Origin of the sequence: Cytophaga sp. FL35 (assembly GCF_014349235.1) — a bacterium.
GTDB lineage: Bacteria > Bacteroidota > Bacteroidia > Flavobacteriales > Flavobacteriaceae > Euzebyella.
The window spans coordinates 252,969-276,041 of sequence record NZ_JACSOH010000005.1 but is presented as its reverse complement, the minus strand read 5'-3'; the positions used below and the strand labels follow the sequence as shown (position 1 = coordinate 276,041).

The following is a 23,073-nucleotide window of genomic DNA, read 5'->3' as shown; positions in this document are numbered from 1 at the left end:
AGCCTATAATGTGCCTTTTAAGAATATCAATAAAAGAAAAACCGACTCAAAATTCGAATTGAATCGGTTTAGCTTATTATTTCAAAAAATACTATGATAGCTTAAATAATAATAACAGTGAAATTTACTTTGTACTACGTCATTTTTCGTCCTTCATAAAAGCTTCTTTTTTTAAGTTTTCAGAAGTATATATTTTTTCTGGTACTAATACACTTCCCAGTTCAGATAATGCTTCCAAGAAAGAATAGGTCATTTGGTCGGGGGAGTTTTTCATCTTTTGATTTTTGGTTATACTTCAAATTTCCTAGAAAATAGGAACATGGAGTTTAATTTGTTGTCAATTGAAAATTAATGTATACGAAAACGTTATAGTTGCAGGTTAGCCAACTATTTTCAATCTCTAATTGATAGTTCTTTCGTGCAACAATCACTTATCCTCACTAGAAGACCTTCTAGTCTTACCTCAAGCTCATTTAATATTTTCCCTAGACATTTGTAGGTTTATAGATACTTTGACGACCAATCTACCGAGAAATAAAACTTACAGATATAATGACAAAAGATAAACTAAAAATAGATATTGTTTCAGATGTGGTTTGCCCATGGTGTACCATTGGCTATAAGCGTCTCAACAAAGCCATTGAAGAGATGGGTCTAACTAATGACGTGGAAATTGAATGGCATCCGTTTGAGTTAAATCCACATATGCCTTCAGAAGGCCAAAATATTCAAGAACACTTAGCGGAGAAATATGGTGCAACCCCTGAACAACAAAAAGAATCACAAGCCCACATGGCGGAAGCCGGGGAAGAACTTGGTTTTACCTTTGATTATTTTGATGATATGCGCATTGTGAACACCCTTGATGCCCATGTGCTTTTAGAATATGCCAAAGATTTTGACAAGCAAACGGAACTAAAAATGCGATTAACTACGGCTTATTTTAGCGAAAGAAAAGATGTATCAAAGCGGGACGTTCTTTTAAAAGCGCTACAAGAAGTGGGCCTTGACGCAGAAAAAGGACTTCAGTTGTTGGATGAAGACGAAAAGCGCTACGAAGTTAAAAGCAAGATAGCCTACTGGCAAAACCTTGGGGTCAATTCCGTACCCACTATAGTTTTTGACAAAAAAAGTGCTGTTACCGGCGCCCAACCTGTACACATATTCAAAAAAGTCTTGACAGAAATGATGCAAGATTCTCAAGGCGTGTGATAGACCTATAATAGTACACTACATTCATCACAGTCCTAATTTACAAGATAGACCGCCTTCACGGCGGTCTTTTTTGTTTCCTATATTTTAACAATCATTAAATTTGATTTTAAATACTTGTAATGAAGAACACCATTTCGGCAAGGGTTGCAGATTTTCTACAAAACTACCCACCATTTAATGAGATTAAGATCAAAGAATTACAGATTCTGGCGCAGGAGGTTCAAATTATATACAAGTTGAAGGATGAACTTATATTCACCGAAAACGAAAAAGCCCACGATTACTTTTACGTAGTACACAAAGGTGCTGTTTCGCTAAGTAAAACAGCGAATGGTGATTTTGTAGATCTATGTGATGAAGGTGACATATTTGGCCTACGCCCCCTTATGGCAAACGAAAATTATAAGATGGAGGCCAAGGCTTATGAGGAATCGATAATATATGCCATTCCCATAGCAGAATTTAGACCCTTTACAAAGAATCATGAGGGAGTGGCCAATTTCTTAATGGAAAGTTTTGCTTCAAACACAAGAAACCCATACTCCATTGGCAAAAAGGGTAAGTTATTTCAAGAAGGGCAGGAAGGGCCAATTCCCCAAAACAATGATTATTTAGACCTACAAACTATAAACTATTCCAAGAAACTCATAAGCTCAACCTCAGGAACCACTATTAAAAAGGTAGCAACCCTTATGACGCAAAAAAAAATAGGAGCTATGCTAATTTTGAAGGACAAGCTTCCTATTGGAATCATTACGGATAAGGATTTAAGAAACAAAATTGCGACTGGAGAATTTCCAATTTCGGCGAAGGCCAAAGATATTATGAGCTCTCCAGTCATTACATATCCCAAAAAAATGACTTTGGCCCAAGCACAAATGGCCATGATGAAAAGTGGAATCAGCCATCTTTGTATCACCGAAGACGGAACCCCGAACACTGAGGCCGTGGGCATAATCTCCAAACATGACATTATGCTGGAGCTGGGCAATAATCCGGCCGTTCTTATGAAGGCAATAAAGCGCTCCAATAAGTTCAAGAAAATAAAAACAATTAGGAGGGGTATTATGAGCTTATTACAAGGTTACCTTAGACAGAATATACCGCTGACACTTACCTCTAAAATCATTTCCGAACTAAACGATGCCTGCATTAAACAGGTTATAGCCATTTCTTTGGAGAAAATGGACGCTCCGCCTCCAGTATCCTTTTCATGGCTAGCCATGGGAAGCCAAGGTAGAAGTGAACAATTATTACATACCGATCAGGATAATGCTTTGGTTTTTGAAGATGTTTCTCAAGAAGAGTTAGAGGCCACTCAGAGTTACTTTCTAAACTTAGCAAAAAAAGTTACCCAAGGTTTACAGTCCATTGGCTATGAATATTGTCCAGCAGATATGATGGCTTCCAATCCAGATTGGTGCATGAGCCTATCGCAATGGAAGGAAAGGACCTTACATTGGATTACCAACCCTGGTAAAGATGAAGTTCTTTTATCTTCCATCTTTTTTGATTTTAATATTTCCTATGGCAATAGGGAATTGGTAGATGAATTAACGGAACATATATTCTCAATAACGCAGAAGTATCCTATATTCTTTGTCCATTTGGCCAGTGGGGCTTTACAAAACCCCTCTCCCAGCGGATTTTTCCGTTCTTTTTTAGTTGAAGAAAATGGAGCGCACAAAGATTTTTTTGATTTAAAGCGAAGGGCTCTTATGCCTTTGGTAGATGGCGCAAGGGTGTTGGTCTTATCAAGTCAAGTAAAGTCCATAAATAATACGGCAGAACGATTTGAAAAATTGGCGGAACTAGAACCCAACAATGCCGAATTGTTTTTGGCCTGCTCCTACGCTACCAAGGCCCTTTTGAAATTTAGGACCAAACAAGGCCTTTTACATAATGATTCCGGTAGGTTTATCGAGCTAGAAACCTTGAGCAAAGAGGAGAAGGTTAAACTCAAACGTACTTTTAAAACCATAAAAGAACTACAAGAGCTTATAAAATTAAGGTTTAAAGTAGCTAATTTGGTAGGATGATCAACTGGTTTAAAAAGAAGAGAAAAATAAATTATCCCGATTTCTGGGAATCCTATGCTAGGCAATTTAATGACAAGCTATCGCAGGATTTAAACTCCATAAGATTTGTGGTTTTGGATACGGAAACCACGGGCTTCGATTATGAAAATGACAGGGTATTGTCCATTGGAGCGTTAAGTCTAAAAAATAGCACCATTATTGTAAACGAAAGCTTTGAAGTTTTTTTGGACCAGCATTTTTACCACGCAAAGAATGTTGAAATACATGGAATTTTAAAAGATGGCAAGCAGGACCGAATAACAGAATTGGAAGCCCTTATGTTATTCTTGGAATTCATTGGCAATGCCGTTTTGGTGGCCCATCATGCTAGGTTTGACATAAATATGATCAACCATGCCCTCAAACGTCACGGAATGCCCAAACTCAAAAACAAGGTCTTGGATACCTCTGTGCTATTTAAAAAATCCTTGATCGCCACGCCCCTTTCCAGAACTCAGGAAGCCTATACTTTGGATTATCTGGCGGATAAATTTGATATTTCTACCAAAGATCGGCACACGGCTTTGGGGGATGCCTATATAACTGCCATTGCTTTCCTTAAAATATTGGTGAAGCTAAAGGCACAACGCAATTTTTCGGTGAAAAAACTTCTACGATAATTGGCAAACTAATTTTTTAAATAGGCCAAGACATTCTTTTCAATTCGCTCTTGAATATTGGAAATGTCGGCTTTTTCAAATGTTGTTCCGGTAATATTCTCAAAAAGTTCAATATACCTATCACTAACGGTTTCAATATAGGAATCCGTCATTTCCGGAACGGTCTGTCCTTCTAATCCTTGAAATCCGTTTTGTATCAGCCATTGGCGAACAAATTCCTTGGAAAGTTGTTTTTGAGGTTCCCCTTTTTGCTGTCTCTCTTTATAGCCATCCGCATAAAAATATCGGGAAGAATCCGGGGTGTGAATTTCATCAATCAAGACAATCTTTCCATCTTTGGTTTTACCAAATTCATACTTGGTGTCTACCAAAATGAGCCCTCTCTCCGCGGCTATTTCAGTTCCCCTTTGAAATAGACTACGGGTATATTTTTCAAGAACTTCATAATCTTCTGTGGAGACTATTCCTCTTTTTAGTATTTCCTCCTTGGAAATATCCTCATCATGGTCCCCTTTCTCCGCCTTGGTGGCAGGAGTAATGATGGGTTCCGGAAAAGCATCGTTTTCCTTCATTCCCTCCGGCATAGGTACACCGCATAACAAACGTTTACCAGCCCTGTATTCCCTGGCAGCATGTCCGGACATATACCCGCGAATCACCATTTCTACCTTAAAAGGTTCACATGCATGTCCTATGGCCACATTGGGGTCTGGAGTAGCAATCAACCAATTGGGCACAATATCTTGCGTGGCCGCCATCATTTGGGTAGCAATCTGGTTTAGAATTTGGCCTTTATAGGGAATACCCTTGGGCATGACCACATCAAAAGCCGAAAGACGGTCTGTTGCTATCATTAACAAAATATCGTTCTCAAGAGTGTAAACCTCCCTCACCTTGCCTTTATAAACACTTTTCTGGCCGGGAAAATTATAATTGGTATCAATGATAGTATTGCTCATTAGACCTGCGTATCGCTATGTATTTTGATTAATCTTTAATTCTGATGCTCTATTGTTTTATACGCATCCACAACTTTCTTAACAAGTTTATGGCGTATAACATCCTTATCATCTAGATAAACAATGCCAATACCCTCTGTATTCTTAAGGATCAATAGGGCTTCCTTTAATCCTGAAATCACCCTTCTGGGCAAATCGATTTGTCCAGGATCGCCTGTGACCAAAAATTTGGCATTTTTTCCCATTCTAGTTAGGAACATTTTCATTTGGGCATGGGTAGTGTTCTGGGCTTCGTCCAAAATAACAAAGGCATTGTCCAACGTACGTCCACGCATAAAAGCCAAGGGCGCTATCTGGATGGTACCGTTCTCGATCAAATGTGCCAGTTTCTCAGCAGGAATCATATCCCTAAGACCATCATAAAGAGGTTGCATATAAGGGTCTAGTTTTTCTTTTAAATCACCTGGCAAAAATCCAAGGTTTTCCCCTGCCTCAACCGCAGGCCTTGTAAGTATGATTCTTTTTACCTGTTTTTCCTTTAATGCTTTAACGGCCAAAGCCACCCCGGTATACGTCTTACCCGTTCCAGCAGGACCAATGGCAAAGACCATATCGTTCTTTTTGGCCGCATCTACCAATTTACGTTGGTTCACGGTCTGCGCTTTAATCAACCGGCCACTAACCCCATGTACCAAAATTTCCCCACTGCCTTCCGGTGATTCGTAATCAGAAGAAGTTTCACTGGTGAGCACACGTTCAATGACATTCTCATCCAACTTATTGTATTTTGCAAAATGGGCGGTGAGCATATCCATTCGGGTATCAAACTCCTCCAGCATTTCTTCGTCTCCGTAAACCTTTATTTTATTGCCCCTAGCAACAATCTTTAATTTGGGAAAGTACTTTTTGAGTAAATCAATATTCTGGTTCCCCTGCCCAAAAAACTCCCTTGGGCTAATATCGGTAAGTTCTATTATGAGTTCGTTCAAAAAGAAATAGTGTTAAAATTAAAGCCCTGCTATAATTATTTCGCTTGGCTGTTTTTTTGTCATAATTTTGTTTAACAAACTTAACGAAAATTCAGTTTGTCTAACTAAAAACATATCAACATTGCTGCATGGCAATCATAACCCTTACCACGGATTTTGGAGTTAAAGACCATTTTGTAGGTGCCCTTAAAGGCACTATTTACAGAGAATTGGCAGATGTAAGAATTGTTGATATTTCCCATGATGTAAGTCCGTTCAATATTCAGGAATGCGCCTATATCCTTGAGAACTCCTATAAAAGCTTTCCGGAAGGCACCATACATATTGTTGGCGTGGATTCTGAACCTACCCCGGAAAACCAGCATATTGCAGTTTTGGTAGACGGACACTATTTTATTACGGCCAATAATGGGGTAATAGGGTTGATAACCTCTGCCAAAAACCCTGAAAAAGTAGTCCATTTAAATATTCCCAACCCTACCCATGGGTCCTTTCCTGTAATGGATGTTTTTGTGCAAGTTGCTTGCCATATTGCACGCGGCGGTACGCTTGAAGTAGTAGGTCGGCCTTTTAGCGAGCTCAAGGAATTACGTGATTTTACGCCTACTGTTGTCGATAGTGGAAATAGAATCATAGGCAATGTGATTTACATTGACAATTACGGGAACGTTGTTACCAACATTCATAAAAACTTCTTTGAGGCCTACAGAAAGGGACGAAGCTTTGAGCTTAGCGCCCGTAGTACCAAGGTACATCACATTCATAATAAATATAGTGACATAATCAATTTTGATTTGGATAAGGGACAGCGAAAGGGTGCCGGAGATTTGTTGGCCCTTTTTAACTCTGCCAACTATATAGAACTTGCCATCTATAAAAGCGACCTTAAAACGGTTGGGGGTGCCTCTACCCTTCTAGGTCTGGATTATAGAGATACGATTACGGTCAGTTTTACTTAATCTTTCAATATAGGATGTAATAGGTTACAAAATGTTATTAAATTTGAGATTTATCGGGGGCTTTGTACATTTCAGGATTTATTCGGAATGTCAAACAACCTATTTTCATAACTAAGCCAAAGATGTAATGCTCGCTATTTTCAAACGCGAAATACAATCATTTTTTACTTCGCCCATAGCCTATTTGGTAATCGGTCTTTTTTTAGTTCTTAACGGATTGTTCCTTTGGGTCTTTAAAGGTCCTTATAATATTTTTGAATACGGATTCGCAGATTTGAGCAATTTCTTTCAATTGGTGCCCTGGGTTTTTCTTTTTTTGATTCCGGCCATCACTATGAAAAGCTTTTCCGAAGAACGAAAACTGGGAACTTTAGAATTGCTCTTCATCAAACCGTTGAGCCTTTCTCAGACCGTTTTAGGTAAATTTTTTGGAACCTTGGTTTTGGGAATCATCGCCTTACTACCTACTTTCATTTATGTGCATGCAATCAACGAATTAGGAGCAACGGTGGGCAATTTAGATATGGGCCCAGTAATAGGGTCTTATACGGGCACCCTATTCCTGATGTCTTGTTATACGGCTATTGGTATTTTTGCTTCCACACTTTCCGAAAATCAAATTGTAGCCTTTATCATTGGAGTAGTTCTTTGTTTTTTGCTCTTTTATGGTTTTGAGGGCCTAGCATCCCTATTTGAAAGTGGTCAAGCAGCATTGACTGTTCAAAGTTTTGGCATGAAACATCATTTTGATAGTATTTCTTTGGGAATGTTGGACACAAGAGACCTGCTCTATTTTATTTCGCTAAGCGCTTTCTTCCTGTTTTTAACATGGCAGCAGCTTAAAAATATGAACCGATAATGAAGAAAGCGTTCGTTACAACCCTATTGGCACTTTTTATCCTTTTCGCCATAAATTTTACTAGTCAGTTTGTCTACACCCGGTTTGATTTGACCGAAGATGGACGTTTTACCCTTTCCAATGAAGCCGTGGACATTATTTCGTCCTTTGAAAAACCGGTAATTGTTGATGTGCTTTTGGATGGTGAATTACCTCCGGAGTTTGCCAAATTAAGAACGGAAACCAAACAGATTTTAGAAGAATTTGCATCGGAAAACAGCCAAATTAAATTCAATTTTATTGATCCCTTGGAAGATTCCGGTTCTGCGGAACAGACCATGGCAGAATTACAGGGTTTAGGACTTACGCCCGCCCAAATTACGGTAGAAGACAACGGGAGTATGTCCCAGGAAATTGTGTTTCCATGGGCTCTTGTCAATTATGATAACAATACCGTAAAAGTGCCCTTGTTAAAAAATAAACTAGGAGCCAGTTCTGAAGAACGCGTAAACAATTCCGTTCAGCAATTGGAATACGCCTTTGCAGATGCCTTTTCAAAAATTTCCATCCAAGAAAAAAAGCAAATAGCCATCGTAAAGGGGAACGGGGAACTTGATGATATCTATATTGCCGATTTTCTTACGACTCTTAGGGATTATTACAATATTGGCGCCATCACCTTGGATTCCGTTGAGACCAATCCGCAAGGTACGTTGGACCAGCTAAAACAGTATGACCTGGCACTAATTGCCAAACCCACTCAGGCCTTTTCGGATGAAGAAAAGTTTGTGATGGACCAATTTATGGTAAACGGTGGAAAGTCGGTTTGGCTAATGGATCAGGTCACCATGGAACTTGATAGTTTGCTAAATGAAAATGGCAATGCAGTTGCGCTTCCAAGGGAACTTAACTTGACCGATTTCTTTTTTAGATATGGCGTACGTTTCAACACAGATTTGGTAAATGACATGTACTTTACCCAAATTGTATTGGCAACAGGAGAAGGGAATGATTCCCAGTACAACCCCGTACCTTGGATGTACCACCCTATGGTGTTTGCAAAAACAAATCACCCTATTGTAAACAACATAGAAGCGCTACGATTTCAGTTTGCGGGAAGTATAGACACCTTGGCAAATGCATATCATAAGGAAATTCTACTTACCAGTTCTCCCCTATCGCGTTTGGAGGGTACCCCAAAAGTGGTTGACCTCAACATCATAAGCCAAACACCGGACAAGGCGAAATTCAATAACGGTAACAAAGCCTTGGCGGTTTTGATTACAGGTAAATTTACATCAGCCTATAAAAACCGAATCAAACCCCTTCAACTAAATGGGTCCAAAGATGATGGGATTGAAAGTGCCATGCTGGTCATCTCAGATGGGGATTTGATAAAAAATCAATTACGTAATGGTAGGCCATTGGAACTGGGTTATGACAAATGGACCAATAATTACTATGGCAACAAGGAATTTTTGCTCAACAGCATCAATTTTATGTTGGATGATAAAGGACTTATAAACATTCGAAGTAAGAAAGTGGCCATACCGTTTTTGGACCAAAAGAAGATTGCAGCACAAAAAACCAAGTGGCAACTTATGAATATAGGGGTTCCCGTGGTTTTAACCCTCGTTTTCGGGTTCTTGTTCAACTACTATAGAAAGCGTAGCTATAGCAAGTAGATGTTAATAAGTTTGTTTCGGTAAAAAGCACAATTAAAATATCTTTGTTTGTCTTGTATTTTGAGGTATTTATAAAATTTTGACAAGACATTTGAGAACATTATATCCTACAAAATTGAAATAACCGTCTTCCTATGAAATTCATAGTATCCAGTACTTATCTCCTTAAACAGCTTCAGGTTTTGGGTGGTGTTATCAACAATAGCAACACCTTGCCTATTTTAGACAATTTTCTTTTTGACCTTAAACAGGACAAATTAACCGTTTCAGCATCAGATTTAGAGACTACCATGAGTTCTGTGCTCAATGTAGATTCTGACAATGAGGGTGTGATTGCTGTTCCTGCGAAGCTACTTTTGGAAACGTTAAAGACTTTTCCTGAGCAACCATTGACATTTGTTGTAGAGGACAACAATACGGTAGAAATAAGTTCTAACCATGGTAAATATGCTTTGGCATATGCCGATGGTGCCGAATTTCCTAAGGCAGTGGAATTGGCCAACCCCAGTTCTACCACATTGATGGGCGATATTCTGGCTACTGCTATTGACAAGACCATTTTTGCGGCTGGAAATGATGATTTAAGACCGGTAATGAGCGGTGTATTCTTTCAGTTTAGTACAGAGAGTCTCACCTTTGTCGCCACTGATGCGCATAAATTGGTAAAATACCAACGGACGGACGTTACAGCTTCGCAAGTGGCAGAGTTCATTATGCCTAAGAAACCTCTAAACTTATTGAAAGGTATTTTAGCGGGTAGTGAATCCGATGTAGTGATAGAATACAATGACAGCAATGCTAAATTCAGTTTTGAGAATACAGAATTGATCTGTAGATTGATTGATGGGAAATACCCAAATTATGAAGCGGTAATACCTAAAGAGAATCCGAATCAACTCTCTATTTCCAGAACACAATTTTTAAGTTCTGTTAAGCGTGTGGCTATTTTCAGTAATAAGACCACTCATCAAATACGATTAAAAATTGCTGGCGCAGAACTTAATATATCCGCCGAAGATATAGACTATAGCAATAAGGCCGAAGAACGATTGACATGTTCCTACCAAGGTGACGATATGCAAATTGGTTTCAATAGCCGTTTCTTGACGGAAATGCTGAACAACTTGAATAGTGATGATGTTTCCTTGGAAATGAGCTTACCTAATCGTGCAGGGATCCTAACCCCAATTGATGGGTTGGATGAGGGAGAAAATGTAACTATGTTGGTTATGCCGGTAATGCTCAACAGTTAGATAATAAAACCGATAGCTATTGAAAAAGCGTTGGGATACCCAAGGCTTTTTTTATGCCAGCTCCTACAATTTTTAGGAAATAAACTTAATAGTCATAAAGTAACTGGGAGATTCGCCATTGCTGGCCTTTACAGCATTTACTATAGGCAGTATAAAGGCGATAATACCAATAAAAATGAGGCTAAGAATCCCAAGTCCCAATAGAAGAATGGCTGGTATACTTAAGATTGTAAACAACAACATGCTCAGTTGAAAATTAACGATGGCTTTTCCATGCTCGTCCATTCCTTGAACAGAATCTTTAGAAGTTAACCAAATGACCAACGGTACAATAAGTCCCCCGCATCCTGTCACATATGTTAGTAATTGCGATAGATGAGCCAATACCAATAAGGAGTTATTAATTTCCATGGCTCTTTTTTGATTGATGATTTCCATTTGCTTGATGAATTAAAGGGTTACACTTATAGGACGCATATAATGCCAAAATGTTACAACCACCTAATAATCATAGATTCATAAAAAAATCCCGCAACAATAGGTTACGGGATTTTTTATATTCCATAGGTGGTATACTTTTAACTTTTTCTAAGTTTAAGTTCAAGCTTTCGTAACTTCTCTTTTTCCCTAATAATCTTAAGTTGTTCCCTTTCTATTTTGTTGTTGATTTTATCGATATCATTTGGAGATAACTTTCCTTTAATCTTGTCCATTTCCATATCTTCCTTCATAGAATTGACCTTTCGTTCCTTCTTGGCAATAGCTTTCTTTTTATCAACTACTGCATCTTTAAGTTTTTCCCGTTTTTCTGCCGCCTTTTCCATTTTTTTACGGGCCTTTTCTGCTTTCTTCGCTTCTTTTTCCGCCTTTTTTACCTCCTTCTCGGCCTTTTCTATTTCAGCCTGTAATTTTTTTTTCGCCTCCAAATCAGCAAGTTCAACTGTTTGGGTAGAATCTGTTCCTACCGCTTCTTGTTCTTGCGCATAAACGAAAGACAATCCGCTCACAAGCATAATTCCTACTACATGTAATCTAAACTTCATTTAATTATTTTTTAATTGTTAATGGTATACCGAAGGTATATATTTTAAAAATTTCTATGCATTCCTTGGCATTCTTTTTTTAACAAGGTCAGCCTAGGAACGCTACAATTCTATTTTAATTAATTTTGCCCAAAATCCGCTCATGATTTCAAATGATACCATCATAGCTTTGGCTACCCCTTCTGGTGCCGGGGCCATTGCCGTAATACGAATTTCAGGCCAGGAAGCTTTATCTATTACAGCTCCTTTGTTCAATTCCAAATTTGGCAAAGATGTAATGCAACAACCAAGCCATAGTATTCGTTTGGGTCACGTAGTTGATAACGGTAAAACCTTGGATGAGGTGCTTCTTTCCTATTTCAAGGGGCCACATTCCTATACGGGAGAAGATGTTATAGAAATCTCCTGCCATGGTTCACCTTACATTCAGCAACAAATAATCCAATTATTCCTTAGAAATGGATGTAGAACTGCTGAACCGGGAGAATTTACCCTACGTGCTTTCTTAAACGGAAAAATGGACTTGAGCCAAGCAGAAGCCGTGGCCGATTTAATTTCAAGCGATAATGCAGCATCGCATGAAATAGCCTTGCAACAAATGCGTGGAGGTTTCAGCAATGAAATAGCCGATTTACGTGCAGAACTATTGAACTTTGCCTCTTTGATTGAACTAGAACTCGATTTCTCCGAAGAGGATGTGGAGTTTGCGGACCGTACGCAATTCAAATCGCTTCTAGAAAGAATTAGAGAAGTTCTACGCCGTTTAATCGACTCCTTTGCTGTAGGTAACGTTATCAAAAATGGTATTCCAGTTGCCATAGTTGGGGAACCCAATGTTGGAAAATCCACTTTACTCAATGCCTTATTAAACGAAGAAAGAGCTTTAGTTTCCGATATTGCCGGGACTACTAGGGACACTATTGAGGATGAAATCTCCATTGGCGGAATTGGTTTTAGGTTTATTGATACCGCAGGTATTCGAGAAACGCAAGACGTTGTCGAGGGAATGGGAATTCAACGGACATTTGAGAAAATAGAAAAATCCCAAGTAACGCTTTTCTTGGTCGATTCCATACAGATCTTACACTCTGAGGAGAGAAGGAATAATCTACTTAGCTCATTGGAAAGAATTAAAAATGACCATCCCGAAAAACCAGTAGTTGTTGTGGCCAATAAAATGGACCAACTTAGTGCTTCCGAAATTGAAAAAATTCAGAATTTGTTAACTCCTATTAAGGGAATAGAGGTGCAATTGCTTTCTGCCAAAAGCAAAAAAGGGGTCGAGGAATTAAAAGAAATCCTCCTAGGTTTTGTAAATACTGGGGCCCTAAGAAATAATGAGACCATTGTTACCAACACTAGGCATTACAACTCACTTTTAAAGGCCTTGGAGGAGATTGAAAAAATACAATTGGGAATGGACCAAAAATTGTCAAGTGACCTTTTAGCAATTGATGTTAGGGAAGCCTTATATCATTTAGGGGAGATTACCGGCCATGTTACCAATGATGAACTTTTAGGCAATATCTTCGCCAATTTTTGCATCGGAAAGTAAATAAGTTGCTAACTTAATTTCATTAAGATTCATTTATTTTCATTGAGCAGTCTAACTGAATTGCCATTAAGTATTAACTTGCTAAAATCTAAACAATCCAGAGCCGCAAGAAAGCGTATGAGGTATAATATGTTCTGACCTCTCTTCCCCCCTACCCAAACCACAGAAAAAATTGTTAAATTCTGTTAAGATGGTTTTTCTGACTCGAATTAGCTTTTTTAGATTCGGCAAACAGTACTTAAAAGTTAATGTGGTTTTATTCAAACTCAATTTTACACTTGTTATATATCTACATGGCGCTGTTATATCCATTCACGATTGTAATGGTATACTTTGTTAGTATAGAGTCTTTTCTTTTAATGAAACAATTACATTCAAAAACCGAAACTGTTTTCATGGTTTAGTTCTTATTTTAATGCATTTTAGCTTATCCACCATTTATGAATACCGTCAAGCACCCCAAACTTTCTATTTTACATCCAGTATTTTGGTATTCATAGTTATAATGGTAATGACCCAGATTACTTGAACAGAAAAGTTCATGGGTAACATTATTCCAGAAATCAAGGAAAAGGATTATCGAGTTGTTACCATAGCACCGTTTAAGTTCAAAATAGTACTGGTAAGATGGGTTAGCAAACACACAAATTAGGATAAAATAAAGAATATAGATAAGTTATAAGATTATAAGTAAAGCCCTAATTATATGGTTTGTGTTTTTTAGAATACCACATTATATAATGCCTATACTATAGCCCACATTCCATTTGTCCTAGAACCCTTATGAAGTCGTGGGTTTAATTTTAATTGTAGTAACCAATAGGTACATATAAAAGAAAAGGACATGGCAGCAACATAGTTGCATGCTCTTAAAAGGTTTACAACGGCTTGGTAGTTGATATTTCCAAAATTTTACTTGGTGGTGTAGAGAAGCAATTAGTTTGATGGTGCCTCATCCTACGGCCATTGCAGTCTGACATTACCTTGAACCTGGGCCTATTTAGCTAGTTGATGTCTCTAAAAAATATAAAAGACGGAAATTTTGAAGTTCTAATGTAATTTAGATTCACGTTCAGTTAACCACAAGAAGATATTTCATACTTCGTCAATGTGAAAACCTGTGGTTGGTATAGGGCAACCAACACCTAGATACTTTTAATCTTATTGCAAATCCAAGGTTGTTAAAGGCATTACCATTTGATCTCCCCTGTATTTACTTTTGCTCCCAATTCTAAAGCCTCTTCAAAACCTAAATCTGGATATTTTGATTTTATTGCTGCTATTAGGCCTTTAGAAGATGTATTGGATTTTAACGCTTCTTGGTAAAATTGCACGTAGTTTTTTGTATGATTTACTGGGGCCATAGATACATCTGCTCCTGATTGAGCATGAGCGGGAATCACTATTTCTGGCTTTAAATCAATAATATTATTTAAAATAGTCATCCAATCATTACGCGATTCCGTTGTTTGCGTATCTGCCATCCAAACATGAAATGTTGTACCAAAAACAATAATTCCACCTAATACTGCTTTAATTGATGGAATCCATAAAAAAGTTCTCTTAGGAAAACTGTTAAGACCAATTATCTCTATTTTCTCTCCATCTACCTCAATAACACTTTCTTTTAAAACTTGAGGTAAAACAACATTGGTTGTAATTTTTTGACTTAACTCATTACCATAACCATCAAGTTTTGTTTGAGCTGTGGCCGCAATATGCTCTACAGTTGCGGGTGATGCGTAGGCAACAACCTCTGGGAAATATTTCTTGAACACCTCTAACCCAAAATAAAAATCCGGGTCGCCATGCGAAATATAAACAGTTGTCAAGGTTTTTTTTGAATGTTTAATAGCTTGCGCAACTTTTTCTGCCTCTAACAATGTAAATTGTGCATCTACGAGAACAGCTTCTTGCTTTCCAGAAATAATTACGGATGCTACGCCGTAACTCTTTTCTGATGCATGGAAAATTTCTAGATTTAATTTATCGGTAGTTATTGTCTTAAAACCTTGCTTCTCTAGACTCATCCTATCTATAGTTTACTAATTAAAAACACGCTTAAATAGCCTTTTGGCTCATTTTTAAAGGTAGGACTATCCTTCATCTATCCCAATGCCTAAATTTTTTTACAATAGATTTAACAAAGGAAGAAATGCTAAGAATATGTTCATATTCTTAAATGTATAACAGCTATGAATTAAACATGACAAGGCATCCAATGCATGGATGTACCATTTTAAGAAATCTTATATCATAATTAATTAGTGCTACACTCGCAGCATTTACGCATTAGGCAAAACTGTAAACTTTCAAATCATATAATATTTGAACTAATCTACTTTTTTAGCGTTTTCCCATTTTTCAACTATAGGTTTAAGAATATCCTCTTCTACACCCCAGACCTTGCCTTCTTTTGCTAACGGCATAAACTCATCTATGTATTGTTGGCTTATGGAATCGGAATCACCATATAGCGTTCGTAATTCTGCTAATTTTTCGTGTAATTCTTCCTTTATCTGCTGGTAGGCTGGATCTTCGTAATAATTGTGCTGCTCCAACGAATCTTTTTTTCTATCTATAAGTTCCCAATAGTCTTTATCAAAATAGTAGTGAATCAGTTTATAATCCTTGGTTACAGCTGCGTAATGACGATTTACGTTATGTTCAGATGGATGCTCGTAGTAATGGTAATACACGGCGTCCCTATCCCATTTATCCAAATTACCGGTTAAAATAGGTAGTAAGCTTTCACCTTGCATATCTGTTGGTTCTTCAACTTCGGCAACTTCCAAAAAGGTCTGTGCAAAATCTAAATTCTGAACCAACTCATCCGAAACAGAACCGGCTTTAACCCTATTTGGCCATGAAACCATCAATGGGGTCTTAAAACTTTCATCGAACACGAACCGTTTATCAAACCAACCGTGCTCCCCTAAATAGAATCCCTGATCGGAAGTATACACTATGATGGTATTGTCCATAAGATTGTTTTCTTCTAAATAATCCAAAACACGCCCAACATTTTCATCAACAGATTTTATAGTTCCTAGATAATCCTGCATATAACGTTGGTATCGCCACTTGGCTACATCCTTATCGCTCATATTGGGGTATGCCTTTACAAAATCAGCTGCAATTTTTTTGTAGTATAAATCAAAGTTTGCGCGCTGGGTGGAATCCATTCTGCCTACGCTAGATTCAAACCTACGTTTGTCAAAACCTATTTGTTCCTTTAATCCCAATTGGTCCATCACCTCTGGATATAATTTGCTATCGGCGGCCCATCCCATATCGCCATGAACCTTCATTTCTGCCACTTTGGCCGCTGGCATGCCTTCATGCGTATCAAACAATGTTGCAGGCTCCCTAAAGGTTTTATTGGTAAATTCTTCCATATGTCGCTCGGCCATTACCCAAGAACGGTGAGGAGCTTTATGCAAGTACATAAGCATAAAAGGATCTTCTGGTTGTCTTTCGTTTTCCAACCAATCTAAGGTCATATCCGTTACAATATCGGTTACATAACCTTTAACGTTTATTTCCCCTTGGTCTTTTGTGATAAAATCAGGATTATAATAGGAGCCTTGTCCTGGCAGGATTTTAAATTGGTCAAATCCCTTTGGATTATTACCAAAATGAAGTTTACCAAACATTGCTGTTTGATATCCTGCCTCTTGTAATAATTGGGGAAAAGTGACATTTGTAGTATCAAAAGGGGAAACATTGTCTATTTTTCCATTGATATGCGAATGTTTTCCCGTTAATATAGTGGCCCTTGAGGGTGCACATATTGAATTGGTTACACTTGCGTTGGTAAAAAGCATACCCAACTTAGCAATTCGGTCAATGTTTGGTGTCTCGATTAGACTGTTGTCATAGGCAGAAATTGCCTGGTACGCATGGTCATCGGACATAATAAAGACTATATTCGGGCGATTACTTTCTTTTTTTCCTAATTCTTTTTTAGGATTACCAGAGCATGAAAATAAAAGTGGGAATAAAACTATTAAATAACCAAAAACCGATAAGAGAGAGTTTCGCATTGAGTATGATTTTGGTTTTGAAGATACTTTATACAAATGAGTACTGCAACTTGTTAATTAGAATCTTATTTGATTTGATCATCCATCTTTAAACTCCATTTCTTTACACGCTTTATTTAACAGCTACTTCCTTTTTCCTTAGCCTTTTCCTTTTCCTGACCCTTATGTTTATAAAATCTGATCAATTCATCTAAGCTGTTTACCTGTAACGAAACAAGCCTTTGGAAACAATAAAAATTTGGCTCACACCCTAAATCCATACGGTGAATACAATAGTTATTTCCATACCTTCTTGAAATAAGAGAAGCTAAATGAATAACTAAAACAGAATAGTGTATTTTTGAAATATTTGTTTTATTTTCGTTTTTCTTCTATTTTTACCTTTATGCTACCTATTCAAAGAAAAAATAAAATTTTAGAAATCATCAAAGAAGATGGTTCTGCCAAGGTGGTAGAACTTGCTAAAATTTTTAAGGTTACCGAGGTCACCATACGTCAAGACCTTGAAAAACTTGAGGATGAAGGACAAATAGTCCGTGAACATGGTGGTGCTTTCTTAAGGGACGTATCCCTACAAGTGCAAAGCATGTCCTTGGCAAATCAAGAAAATTTGTCCCTAAAAGAGGCTATTGCGAATAAGGCCGTAGATTATATTGAGAGTGGAGATACCATTATCCTTGATTCTGGCAGTACCACTACTGAAATTGCTAAAAAATTAATAGGCTATAAAAATCTTACGGTCATCACAAATGCCCTGAACATCGCCCTAATGCTAGGTACCGAACCCGGTATTGAAGTCATTATGACCGGAGGGGAGTTCAAACCCCCCACTCTATCGCTTACCGGGCAAAAAGCAGCAGATTTTTTTGAAGGCCTCAACGTACAAAAACTTTTTTTGGCCACCGCAGGTATCTCCTTAAAATCTGGATTGACCTACCCCAGTTTAAGCGATCTAGTGGTTAAAAAGGCTATGATCAACGCCGCCGAAACATCGTATCTGGTAGCGGACCATACCAAATTTGGAAAAAGTGCATTGGCAAGTTTGGGTGCGCTCTCCCTCATCGATTATATCATAACAGATTCCGGAATGAAGGACCAGGATAAAGAAATGTTCAAACTAAACGAAATAGAAGTGTTGGTTGCGTAAGCAAAATTTTCGAAGATTTTCATAACCTAATTATATCAATGTCAAAGAAAAAAACAAGTATAGGTGTCATTATAGGGAATAGGGATTTTTTTCCCGATAGTTTGGTAGAAAAGGCCCGAATAGAGATTGTAGAGGTTTTTGAAGAGATAGGCCTATCCCCTGTTCTATTAACTACTACCGATACAAAACTTGGTGGGGTAGAAACTTTTAGGGAGGCTCAAAAATGTGCTGAACTTTTTAAAAACCATCGAGAAGAAATTGCCGGAGTACTTGTATTGTTACCCAATTTCGGAGATGAAAAAGGAGTTGCCGATACCTTAAAACTTGCCAATTTAAATGTACCTGTTTTGGTGCAGGCGTATCCTGATGAATTATCCAAGATGAACGTGGTCAACCGCAGGGATTCTTGGTGTGGCAAAATCTCCGTATGCAACAATTTGTACCAATATGGCATTAAGTATACGCTTACCAGCAATCATGTTTCTTTACCCGCGGACCCTGCCTTTAAAAAGGATATGTTGGATTTTGTAGCGGTTTGCCGTGTGGTGAATGGTTTACGTAACATGCGTATTGGTGCGGTTGGTGCTAGGCCTGGTGCCTTTAATACGGTTCGCTATTCCGAGAAAATATTAGAGCGCAACGGTATTTCCGTACACACGGTAGACCTATCTGAAATTTTGGGGAAAGCGGAAAAGTTGACCAAGGATGATGCTTCGGTAAAACAGCATTTAGAGGCCATCAATAGCTATGCTCCAAAAGGTAAAACCCCAGATGCGGCCATGATTCAAATGGCAAAGTTAGATGTGGTACTTAATGAGTTTGTAGAAGAATACGCCTTGGATGCTACGGCAATTCAATGTTGGACATCCTTACAGCAAAATTACGGCTGTAACGTGTGTACCAGTATGAGTATCATGAGCGAGAACATGTTGCCTTCTGCTTGCGAGGTAGATGTAACAGGAACCTTGAGTATGTACGCCATGCAATTGGCCTCCGGCTCTCCTAGCGCCCTGGTGGATTGGAACAACAACTATGCAGAGGATATGAACAAGGTGGTGTTGTTTCACTGTGGTAATTGGGCAAAATCGTTCCTACCGGATATTGAAATCAGCAACGCTCCTATTTTAGGTTCCACTGTAGGAGTGGAAAATACGTATGGCGCCCTAGATGGTAGAACACCTGCCAATCCGTTGACCTATGGCCGCATTAGTACAGATGATCCAAAGGGAATTATTAAAGCATACATAGGCGAAGGCGAATTAACTGACGACCCTCTAAAAACTTTTGGAAATCGTGCAGTGGCTCAAATTGGCAATCTTCAAGGGTTAATGAACTACATCTGCAAAAACGGTTTTGAGCATCATGTGGTCATGAATGCCTCCAAAACAGCATCTATTTTAGAAGAGGCGCTGGGCAATTATTTAGGCTGGGAAGTTTATAACCATAAAGGAAAATTATGACAACTAGAGAACTGCAATTGAAATCCGTTTTTCTCAGAAAACAATTGCTAAAGTATATCTATAATGCAAAAGCCGGTCATACTGGAGGCAGTCTTTCCTGTACGGATATTTTAAACGTACTCTATAATAAAGTGCTTCATATAGACCCCAATGATGCTAAAAACCCCAATAGGGACCGTTACATTCAAAGTAAAGGTCATAGTGTGGAAGCCTTGTACGTAACCCTCGCGGATAAGGGTTTTTTTCCAGAGGAAGAATTATATACCCTTTGTGGGTATCAGTCCCCTTACATTGGACACCCTACCAAAAAAGTGAACGGTATGGAGCAGAATACAGGAGCGCTTGGTCACGGCTTGCCAATTTGCGTGGGTGAGGCCATTGCGGCCAAATTAGATAACAAGACCCACCGAATTTTTACAATGTTGGGCGATGGGGAACTTCCGGAAGGTTCAAATTGGGAAGCGTTTTTGGCTGCCAAACATTATAAATTGGACAATCTCTACGCCATTCTGGATTACAACAAACAGCAGATAACCGGTAATAATGAAGAGGTAATGGGTATAGATTCCGTCAGGGAGAAATTGGAAACCTTTGGTTGGTCTGTAAAAGAGGTGGACGGCCACGATGTGGAACAATTGACCAATGCCTTGAATAACGGACCGCTTGAAGTGGGAAAGCCCAATTTCATAATAGCACATACCATTAAAGGCAAAGGGGTAAGTTATATGGAAGGCAATCTTAAATGGCACCACGGAGTGCCAAGTGCGGACGAGTATGCCTTGGCACAAATAGAATTGAACGAATTGGAAGCAGCAATCCTATAACCATGGAACTAGATAAAATTGAGGAGCGCGATTTAAAAATGGGCCAGCCCAATCAAATTGTTTTTTCGGAAACTTTACAAGAACTTGCGCAAAATGACCGAGATATTCTGGTAACCACTAGCGATTCAAGGGGATCCGGCAAACTGGTCCCCTTTGCGCAAAAATTCCCCCACCAAATAGTGGAAGTAGGCATTGCCGAGCAGAATTTGGTAGGTGTAGCCGCGGGCCTTGCTTCGGCAGGTAAAAAAGCATTTGCCGTATCTCCGGCGTGTTTTTTAAGCGCAAGGGCTTTGGAGCAAATAAAAAATGATATCTGTTATTCCGATAATCCAGTGAAACTTGTGGGTATCAGTGCCGGGGTCAGCTATGGAGCTTTGGGTACTACCCATCATAGTTTACATGATTTTGCGGCCTTACGCGCCATTAACAACCTGACCATTGTTGCTCCGGCAGATAATTTTGAAACGGAGCAAGCAGTACGCAAGGCCATTGATTTTGATAAGCCCTTATATTTACGCTTTGGAAAAAAGGCAATGCCCTTTTTAGGTGAGGACAACCAAAACTTTGAATTTGGAAAAGGTAGGACAATTCGTTCCGGTAATGACCTGACTTTTATAGCTACCGGTGAAACCGTATATCCCGCTTGGTCAGCTGCCCAATTTTTGGAAGAGGAACATGGTGTTAGGGCGTCAGTTGTAAGTATGCACACCATAAAACCCTTGGATATAAACCTTATAGAACGATTAGCAGCCGATGGCAATCCTATAATAACAGTAGAAGAGCATATGGTCAATGGTGGTTTGGGTGAAGCATGTGCTTCCTTCCTATTTCAGCATGGCTTTCGCAATCCATTTAAAATCGTGGGTATACCCGATGAATATACGGTTACCGGTTCTCAAATAAACATTTTTGAACATTACGGAATTTCTAAGGAAGGTCTTTCAAATATGGCTTTGGATTTATTGGATACAACAAAATCAAACCGATGAGAAATAGAATGCTCTTTATTGCTTTTTTCTTCGTGCTAATTGCGCAGGTCATTGCCCAGAAAGACCGTGTCATCATTTTATCGGATATTGAAGCAGACCCGGATGATACCCAATCCTTTGTTCGCTTGTTTTTGTATGCCAACCAAATTGAATTAAAAGGACTAGTGGCCACCACCTCATGTTGGAAACAAGACAGTGTTGAACCGGAATCCATAAAAATACTGATAGAAGCGTACGGTAAGGTGCAACCAAATTTAGAACTACATGAGAAAGGCTATCCAACTTCGGAGTATTTGCACCAATTGGTAAAATCCGGATTGCCCAAATATGGTATGACGGGTGTTGGCAAGGGTCAAGATTCAGAAGGTTCTGATTGGATTATTCAGGAATTGGAAAAAAAGGACAATCGTCCGCTATGGATATCCATTTGGGGCGGTGCCAATACCCTGGCGCAGGCCCTGTTCAAAATCCGGGAAACCAGAACACCGGCACAAACAAAAAAATTGATTCAAAAACTACGGGTGTATACCATTTCCGATCAGGATGATAGTGGTCTTTGGATGCGAACCAATTTTCCTGACCTTTTTTACATTGTTTCACCCGGGGACGATTATGGGAGTGCCACTTGGACAGGTATCAACAATGCGGTAAAAGGTAATGACAATAGCGAAATTTCCAACAGTTGGTTGGCAGAGAATATTCAGCAAGACCATGGTCCATTAGGAGCCCTTTATCCTGATGTAGCTTGGGGCGTTGAAGGTGACACCCCAGCTTTTCTTGGATTGATTCCAAACGGTCTTAACGCTGCTGAACACCCGGAATGGGGTGGCTGGGGCGGACGCTACGAACTGTACAAACCAGATTTTTCAAAAACCAAAAAAGGAGGTTCCATAGTTGAAATAGGTCCCGAGAGTAGACCTATTTGGACCAATGCCATTGATACCTACACTCCCTACATTAAAAAAGAATATGGTCGCTCTTTTGGCAGGGACACCATCACTTTTACGGGGTACAAAGAAACGTTATGGCGATGGCGTGATGATTTTCAAAATGATTTTGCCGCACGTATGGACTGGTGTTATATGTCCGTTGACGAGGCAAACCATCCACCTGTTGTGGTATTAGGACATCCAGAGGAATTTACTGTAAAATCCGGTACTACCTTTAGTCTTGATGCATTCAATTCCTACGACCCTGACGGTGACAACCTTAGTTTTTTATGGTTTCACTATCCTGAGGTAGGTTCCTATCATAAAACCATTGAAATGGGTGCAGAAAATGTTCACGAGGTACAAGTAAAGGCACCCAAGGTTTCAAAAAAAGAAACAGCACATTTTATAGTAAAAGTGATGGACAAGGGTAATCCTCCCATCACTAGATATCAACGGGTAATTGTTACCATTACTCCTTAAA

At 38.9% G+C, this 23,073-nt stretch carries 20 protein-coding genes; 13 read left to right on the top strand and 7 right to left on the bottom strand.

Going from position 1 to position 23,073, the window contains the following annotated elements:
• Positions 1 to 139: 139 nt before the first annotated feature.
• Positions 140 to 274 (bottom strand): hypothetical protein, encoded by a 135-nt coding sequence (locus BIZ36_RS21100; protein ID WP_286174619.1) that lies wholly within the window; start codon positions 272 to 274, stop codon positions 140 to 142.
• A gap of 278 nt (positions 275 to 552) precedes the next feature.
• Here BIZ36_RS21100 and BIZ36_RS06130 point away from each other — a divergent pair, with 278 nt between their 5' ends.
• The 3 genes from BIZ36_RS06130 to BIZ36_RS06120 all read left to right on the top strand — a co-directional run bounded on the left by BIZ36_RS06130 (position 553) and on the right by BIZ36_RS06120 (position 3,913).
• On the top strand, positions 553 to 1,212 hold the full coding sequence (locus BIZ36_RS06130; protein ID WP_187456986.1) for a DsbA family oxidoreductase: 660 nt from the start codon (positions 553 to 555) through the stop codon (positions 1,210 to 1,212).
• Between the two features lie 122 nt (positions 1,213 to 1,334).
• Complete coding sequence (locus BIZ36_RS06125) at positions 1,335 to 3,254, top strand: DUF294 nucleotidyltransferase-like domain-containing protein (RefSeq protein ID WP_187456985.1); 1,920 nt, start codon at positions 1,335 to 1,337, stop codon at positions 3,252 to 3,254.
• Positions 3,251 to 3,913 (top strand): 3'-5' exonuclease, encoded by a 663-nt coding sequence (locus BIZ36_RS06120; RefSeq protein WP_187456984.1) that lies wholly within the window; start codon positions 3,251 to 3,253, stop codon positions 3,911 to 3,913. The genes BIZ36_RS06125 and BIZ36_RS06120 overlap by 4 nt, the downstream gene beginning before the upstream one ends.
• 8 nt (positions 3,914 to 3,921) lie before the next feature.
• Here BIZ36_RS06120 and BIZ36_RS06115 read toward each other — a convergent pair whose 3' ends face one another.
• The gene (locus tag BIZ36_RS06115) at positions 3,922 to 4,872 is read right to left on the bottom strand and encodes a phosphoribosylaminoimidazolesuccinocarboxamide synthase (RefSeq protein WP_187456983.1); all 951 of its coding nucleotides are present in this window, start codon (positions 4,870 to 4,872) and stop codon (positions 3,922 to 3,924) included.
• A 35-nt stretch (positions 4,873 to 4,907) separates the two neighbouring features.
• Positions 4,908 to 5,861: a PhoH family protein gene (locus tag BIZ36_RS06110; RefSeq protein WP_187456982.1), complete on the bottom strand. Its 954-nt coding sequence runs from the start codon at positions 5,859 to 5,861 to the stop codon at positions 4,908 to 4,910.
• Positions 5,862 to 5,989: 128 nt separating this feature from the next.
• Between BIZ36_RS06110 and BIZ36_RS06105 the strand changes: the two genes are divergently transcribed.
• The 4 genes from BIZ36_RS06105 to dnaN all read left to right on the top strand — a co-directional run bounded on the left by BIZ36_RS06105 (position 5,990) and on the right by dnaN (position 10,596).
• Positions 5,990 to 6,820, top strand: a complete 831-nt coding sequence (locus BIZ36_RS06105; RefSeq protein ID WP_187456981.1) for an SAM hydrolase/SAM-dependent halogenase family protein — start codon at positions 5,990 to 5,992, stop codon at positions 6,818 to 6,820.
• Between the two features lie 127 nt (positions 6,821 to 6,947).
• Positions 6,948 to 7,679 (top strand): gliding motility-associated ABC transporter permease subunit GldF, encoded by a 732-nt coding sequence (gene gldF / locus BIZ36_RS06100; RefSeq protein ID WP_187456980.1) that lies wholly within the window; start codon positions 6,948 to 6,950, stop codon positions 7,677 to 7,679.
• Positions 7,679 to 9,343 (top strand): gliding motility-associated ABC transporter substrate-binding protein GldG, encoded by a 1,665-nt coding sequence (gene gldG / locus BIZ36_RS06095; RefSeq protein ID WP_187456979.1) that lies wholly within the window; start codon positions 7,679 to 7,681, stop codon positions 9,341 to 9,343. The genes gldF and gldG overlap by 1 nt, the downstream gene beginning before the upstream one ends.
• Positions 9,344 to 9,477: 134 nt before the next feature.
• Entirely contained in the window at positions 9,478 to 10,596 is a 1,119-nt protein-coding gene (dnaN, locus tag BIZ36_RS06090) for a DNA polymerase III subunit beta (RefSeq protein ID WP_187456978.1), read from the top strand.
• Positions 10,597 to 10,668: 72 nt separating this feature from the next.
• On the opposite strand, the gene BIZ36_RS06085 is transcribed toward dnaN, so the two are convergent.
• Entirely contained in the window at positions 10,669 to 11,034 is a 366-nt protein-coding gene (locus BIZ36_RS06085; RefSeq protein WP_187456977.1) for a DUF4870 domain-containing protein, read from the bottom strand.
• A 140-nt stretch (positions 11,035 to 11,174) separates the two neighbouring features.
• Positions 11,175 to 11,639, bottom strand: coding sequence for a hypothetical protein (locus BIZ36_RS06080; protein ID WP_187456976.1), 465 nt, complete (start codon positions 11,637 to 11,639; stop codon positions 11,175 to 11,177).
• Positions 11,640 to 11,781: 142 nt separating this feature from the next.
• Between BIZ36_RS06080 and mnmE the strand changes: the two genes are divergently transcribed.
• Positions 11,782 to 13,194: a tRNA uridine-5-carboxymethylaminomethyl(34) synthesis GTPase MnmE gene (gene mnmE / locus BIZ36_RS06075; RefSeq protein ID WP_187456975.1), complete on the top strand. Its 1,413-nt coding sequence runs from the start codon at positions 11,782 to 11,784 to the stop codon at positions 13,192 to 13,194.
• Between the two features lie 1,190 nt (positions 13,195 to 14,384).
• On the opposite strand, the gene BIZ36_RS06065 is transcribed toward mnmE, so the two are convergent.
• Entirely contained in the window at positions 14,385 to 15,224 is an 840-nt protein-coding gene (locus BIZ36_RS06065) for an MBL fold metallo-hydrolase (protein ID WP_187456973.1), read from the bottom strand.
• A 303-nt stretch (positions 15,225 to 15,527) separates the two neighbouring features.
• Entirely contained in the window at positions 15,528 to 17,240 is a 1,713-nt protein-coding gene (locus BIZ36_RS06060; protein ID WP_187456972.1) for a sulfatase family protein, read from the bottom strand.
• 385 nt (positions 17,241 to 17,625) lie between these two features.
• Between BIZ36_RS06060 and BIZ36_RS06055 the strand changes: the two genes are divergently transcribed.
• The 5 genes from BIZ36_RS06055 to BIZ36_RS06035 are packed head-to-tail and all read left to right on the top strand — an operon-like array spanning position 17,626 to position 23,072.
• Positions 17,626 to 18,387, top strand: a complete 762-nt coding sequence (locus tag BIZ36_RS06055; protein WP_187456971.1) for a DeoR/GlpR family DNA-binding transcription regulator — start codon at positions 17,626 to 17,628, stop codon at positions 18,385 to 18,387.
• 38 nt (positions 18,388 to 18,425) lie between these two features.
• On the top strand, positions 18,426 to 19,847 hold the full coding sequence (locus BIZ36_RS06050) for an L-fucose/L-arabinose isomerase family protein (protein WP_187456970.1): 1,422 nt from the start codon (positions 18,426 to 18,428) through the stop codon (positions 19,845 to 19,847).
• Positions 19,844 to 20,671, top strand: coding sequence for a transketolase (locus tag BIZ36_RS06045; RefSeq protein ID WP_187456969.1), 828 nt, complete (start codon positions 19,844 to 19,846; stop codon positions 20,669 to 20,671). Before BIZ36_RS06050 ends, BIZ36_RS06045 begins: the two co-directional genes overlap by 4 nt.
• A gap of 2 nt (positions 20,672 to 20,673) precedes the next feature.
• Entirely contained in the window at positions 20,674 to 21,660 is a 987-nt protein-coding gene (locus tag BIZ36_RS06040) for a transketolase family protein (protein WP_187456968.1), read from the top strand.
• A complete protein-coding gene (locus BIZ36_RS06035; RefSeq protein WP_187456967.1) occupies positions 21,657 to 23,072 on the top strand; it encodes a nucleoside hydrolase-like domain-containing protein in 1,416 nt (471 codons plus the stop codon). Before BIZ36_RS06040 ends, BIZ36_RS06035 begins: the two co-directional genes overlap by 4 nt.
• Position 23,073: the final 1 nt, after the last annotated feature.

Bases quoted from the DNA above. Each gene is read 5' to 3' on its own strand.
- BIZ36_RS21100 (WP_286174619.1), bottom strand. From the start codon at position 274: ATGAAAAACTCCCCCGACCAAATGACCTATTCTTTCTTGGAAGCATTA.
- BIZ36_RS06130 (WP_187456986.1), top strand. From the start codon at position 553: ATGACAAAAGATAAACTAAAAATAGATATTGTTTCAGATGTGGTTTGC.
- BIZ36_RS06125 (WP_187456985.1), top strand. From the start codon at position 1,335: ATGAAGAACACCATTTCGGCAAGGGTTGCAGATTTTCTACAAAACTAC.
- BIZ36_RS06120 (WP_187456984.1), top strand. From the start codon at position 3,251: ATGATCAACTGGTTTAAAAAGAAGAGAAAAATAAATTATCCCGATTTC.
- BIZ36_RS06115 (WP_187456983.1), bottom strand. From the start codon at position 4,872: ATGAGCAATACTATCATTGATACCAATTATAATTTTCCCGGCCAGAAA.
- BIZ36_RS06105 (WP_187456981.1), top strand. From the start codon at position 5,990: ATGGCAATCATAACCCTTACCACGGATTTTGGAGTTAAAGACCATTTT.
- gldF (WP_187456980.1), top strand. From the start codon at position 6,948: ATGCTCGCTATTTTCAAACGCGAAATACAATCATTTTTTACTTCGCCC.
- gldG (WP_187456979.1), top strand. From the start codon at position 7,679: ATGAAGAAAGCGTTCGTTACAACCCTATTGGCACTTTTTATCCTTTTC.
- dnaN (WP_187456978.1), top strand. From the start codon at position 9,478: ATGAAATTCATAGTATCCAGTACTTATCTCCTTAAACAGCTTCAGGTT.
- BIZ36_RS06085 (WP_187456977.1), bottom strand. From the start codon at position 11,034: ATGGAAATCATCAATCAAAAAAGAGCCATGGAAATTAATAACTCCTTA.
- BIZ36_RS06080 (WP_187456976.1), bottom strand. From the start codon at position 11,639: ATGAAGTTTAGATTACATGTAGTAGGAATTATGCTTGTGAGCGGATTG.
- mnmE (WP_187456975.1), top strand. From the start codon at position 11,782: ATGATTTCAAATGATACCATCATAGCTTTGGCTACCCCTTCTGGTGCC.
- BIZ36_RS06065 (WP_187456973.1), bottom strand. From the start codon at position 15,224: ATGAGTCTAGAGAAGCAAGGTTTTAAGACAATAACTACCGATAAATTA.
- BIZ36_RS06060 (WP_187456972.1), bottom strand. From the start codon at position 17,240: ATGCGAAACTCTCTCTTATCGGTTTTTGGTTATTTAATAGTTTTATTC.
- BIZ36_RS06055 (WP_187456971.1), top strand. From the start codon at position 17,626: ATGCTACCTATTCAAAGAAAAAATAAAATTTTAGAAATCATCAAAGAA.
- BIZ36_RS06050 (WP_187456970.1), top strand. From the start codon at position 18,426: ATGTCAAAGAAAAAAACAAGTATAGGTGTCATTATAGGGAATAGGGAT.
- BIZ36_RS06045 (WP_187456969.1), top strand. From the start codon at position 19,844: ATGACAACTAGAGAACTGCAATTGAAATCCGTTTTTCTCAGAAAACAA.
- BIZ36_RS06040 (WP_187456968.1), top strand. From the start codon at position 20,674: ATGGAACTAGATAAAATTGAGGAGCGCGATTTAAAAATGGGCCAGCCC.
- BIZ36_RS06035 (WP_187456967.1), top strand. From the start codon at position 21,657: ATGAGAAATAGAATGCTCTTTATTGCTTTTTTCTTCGTGCTAATTGCG.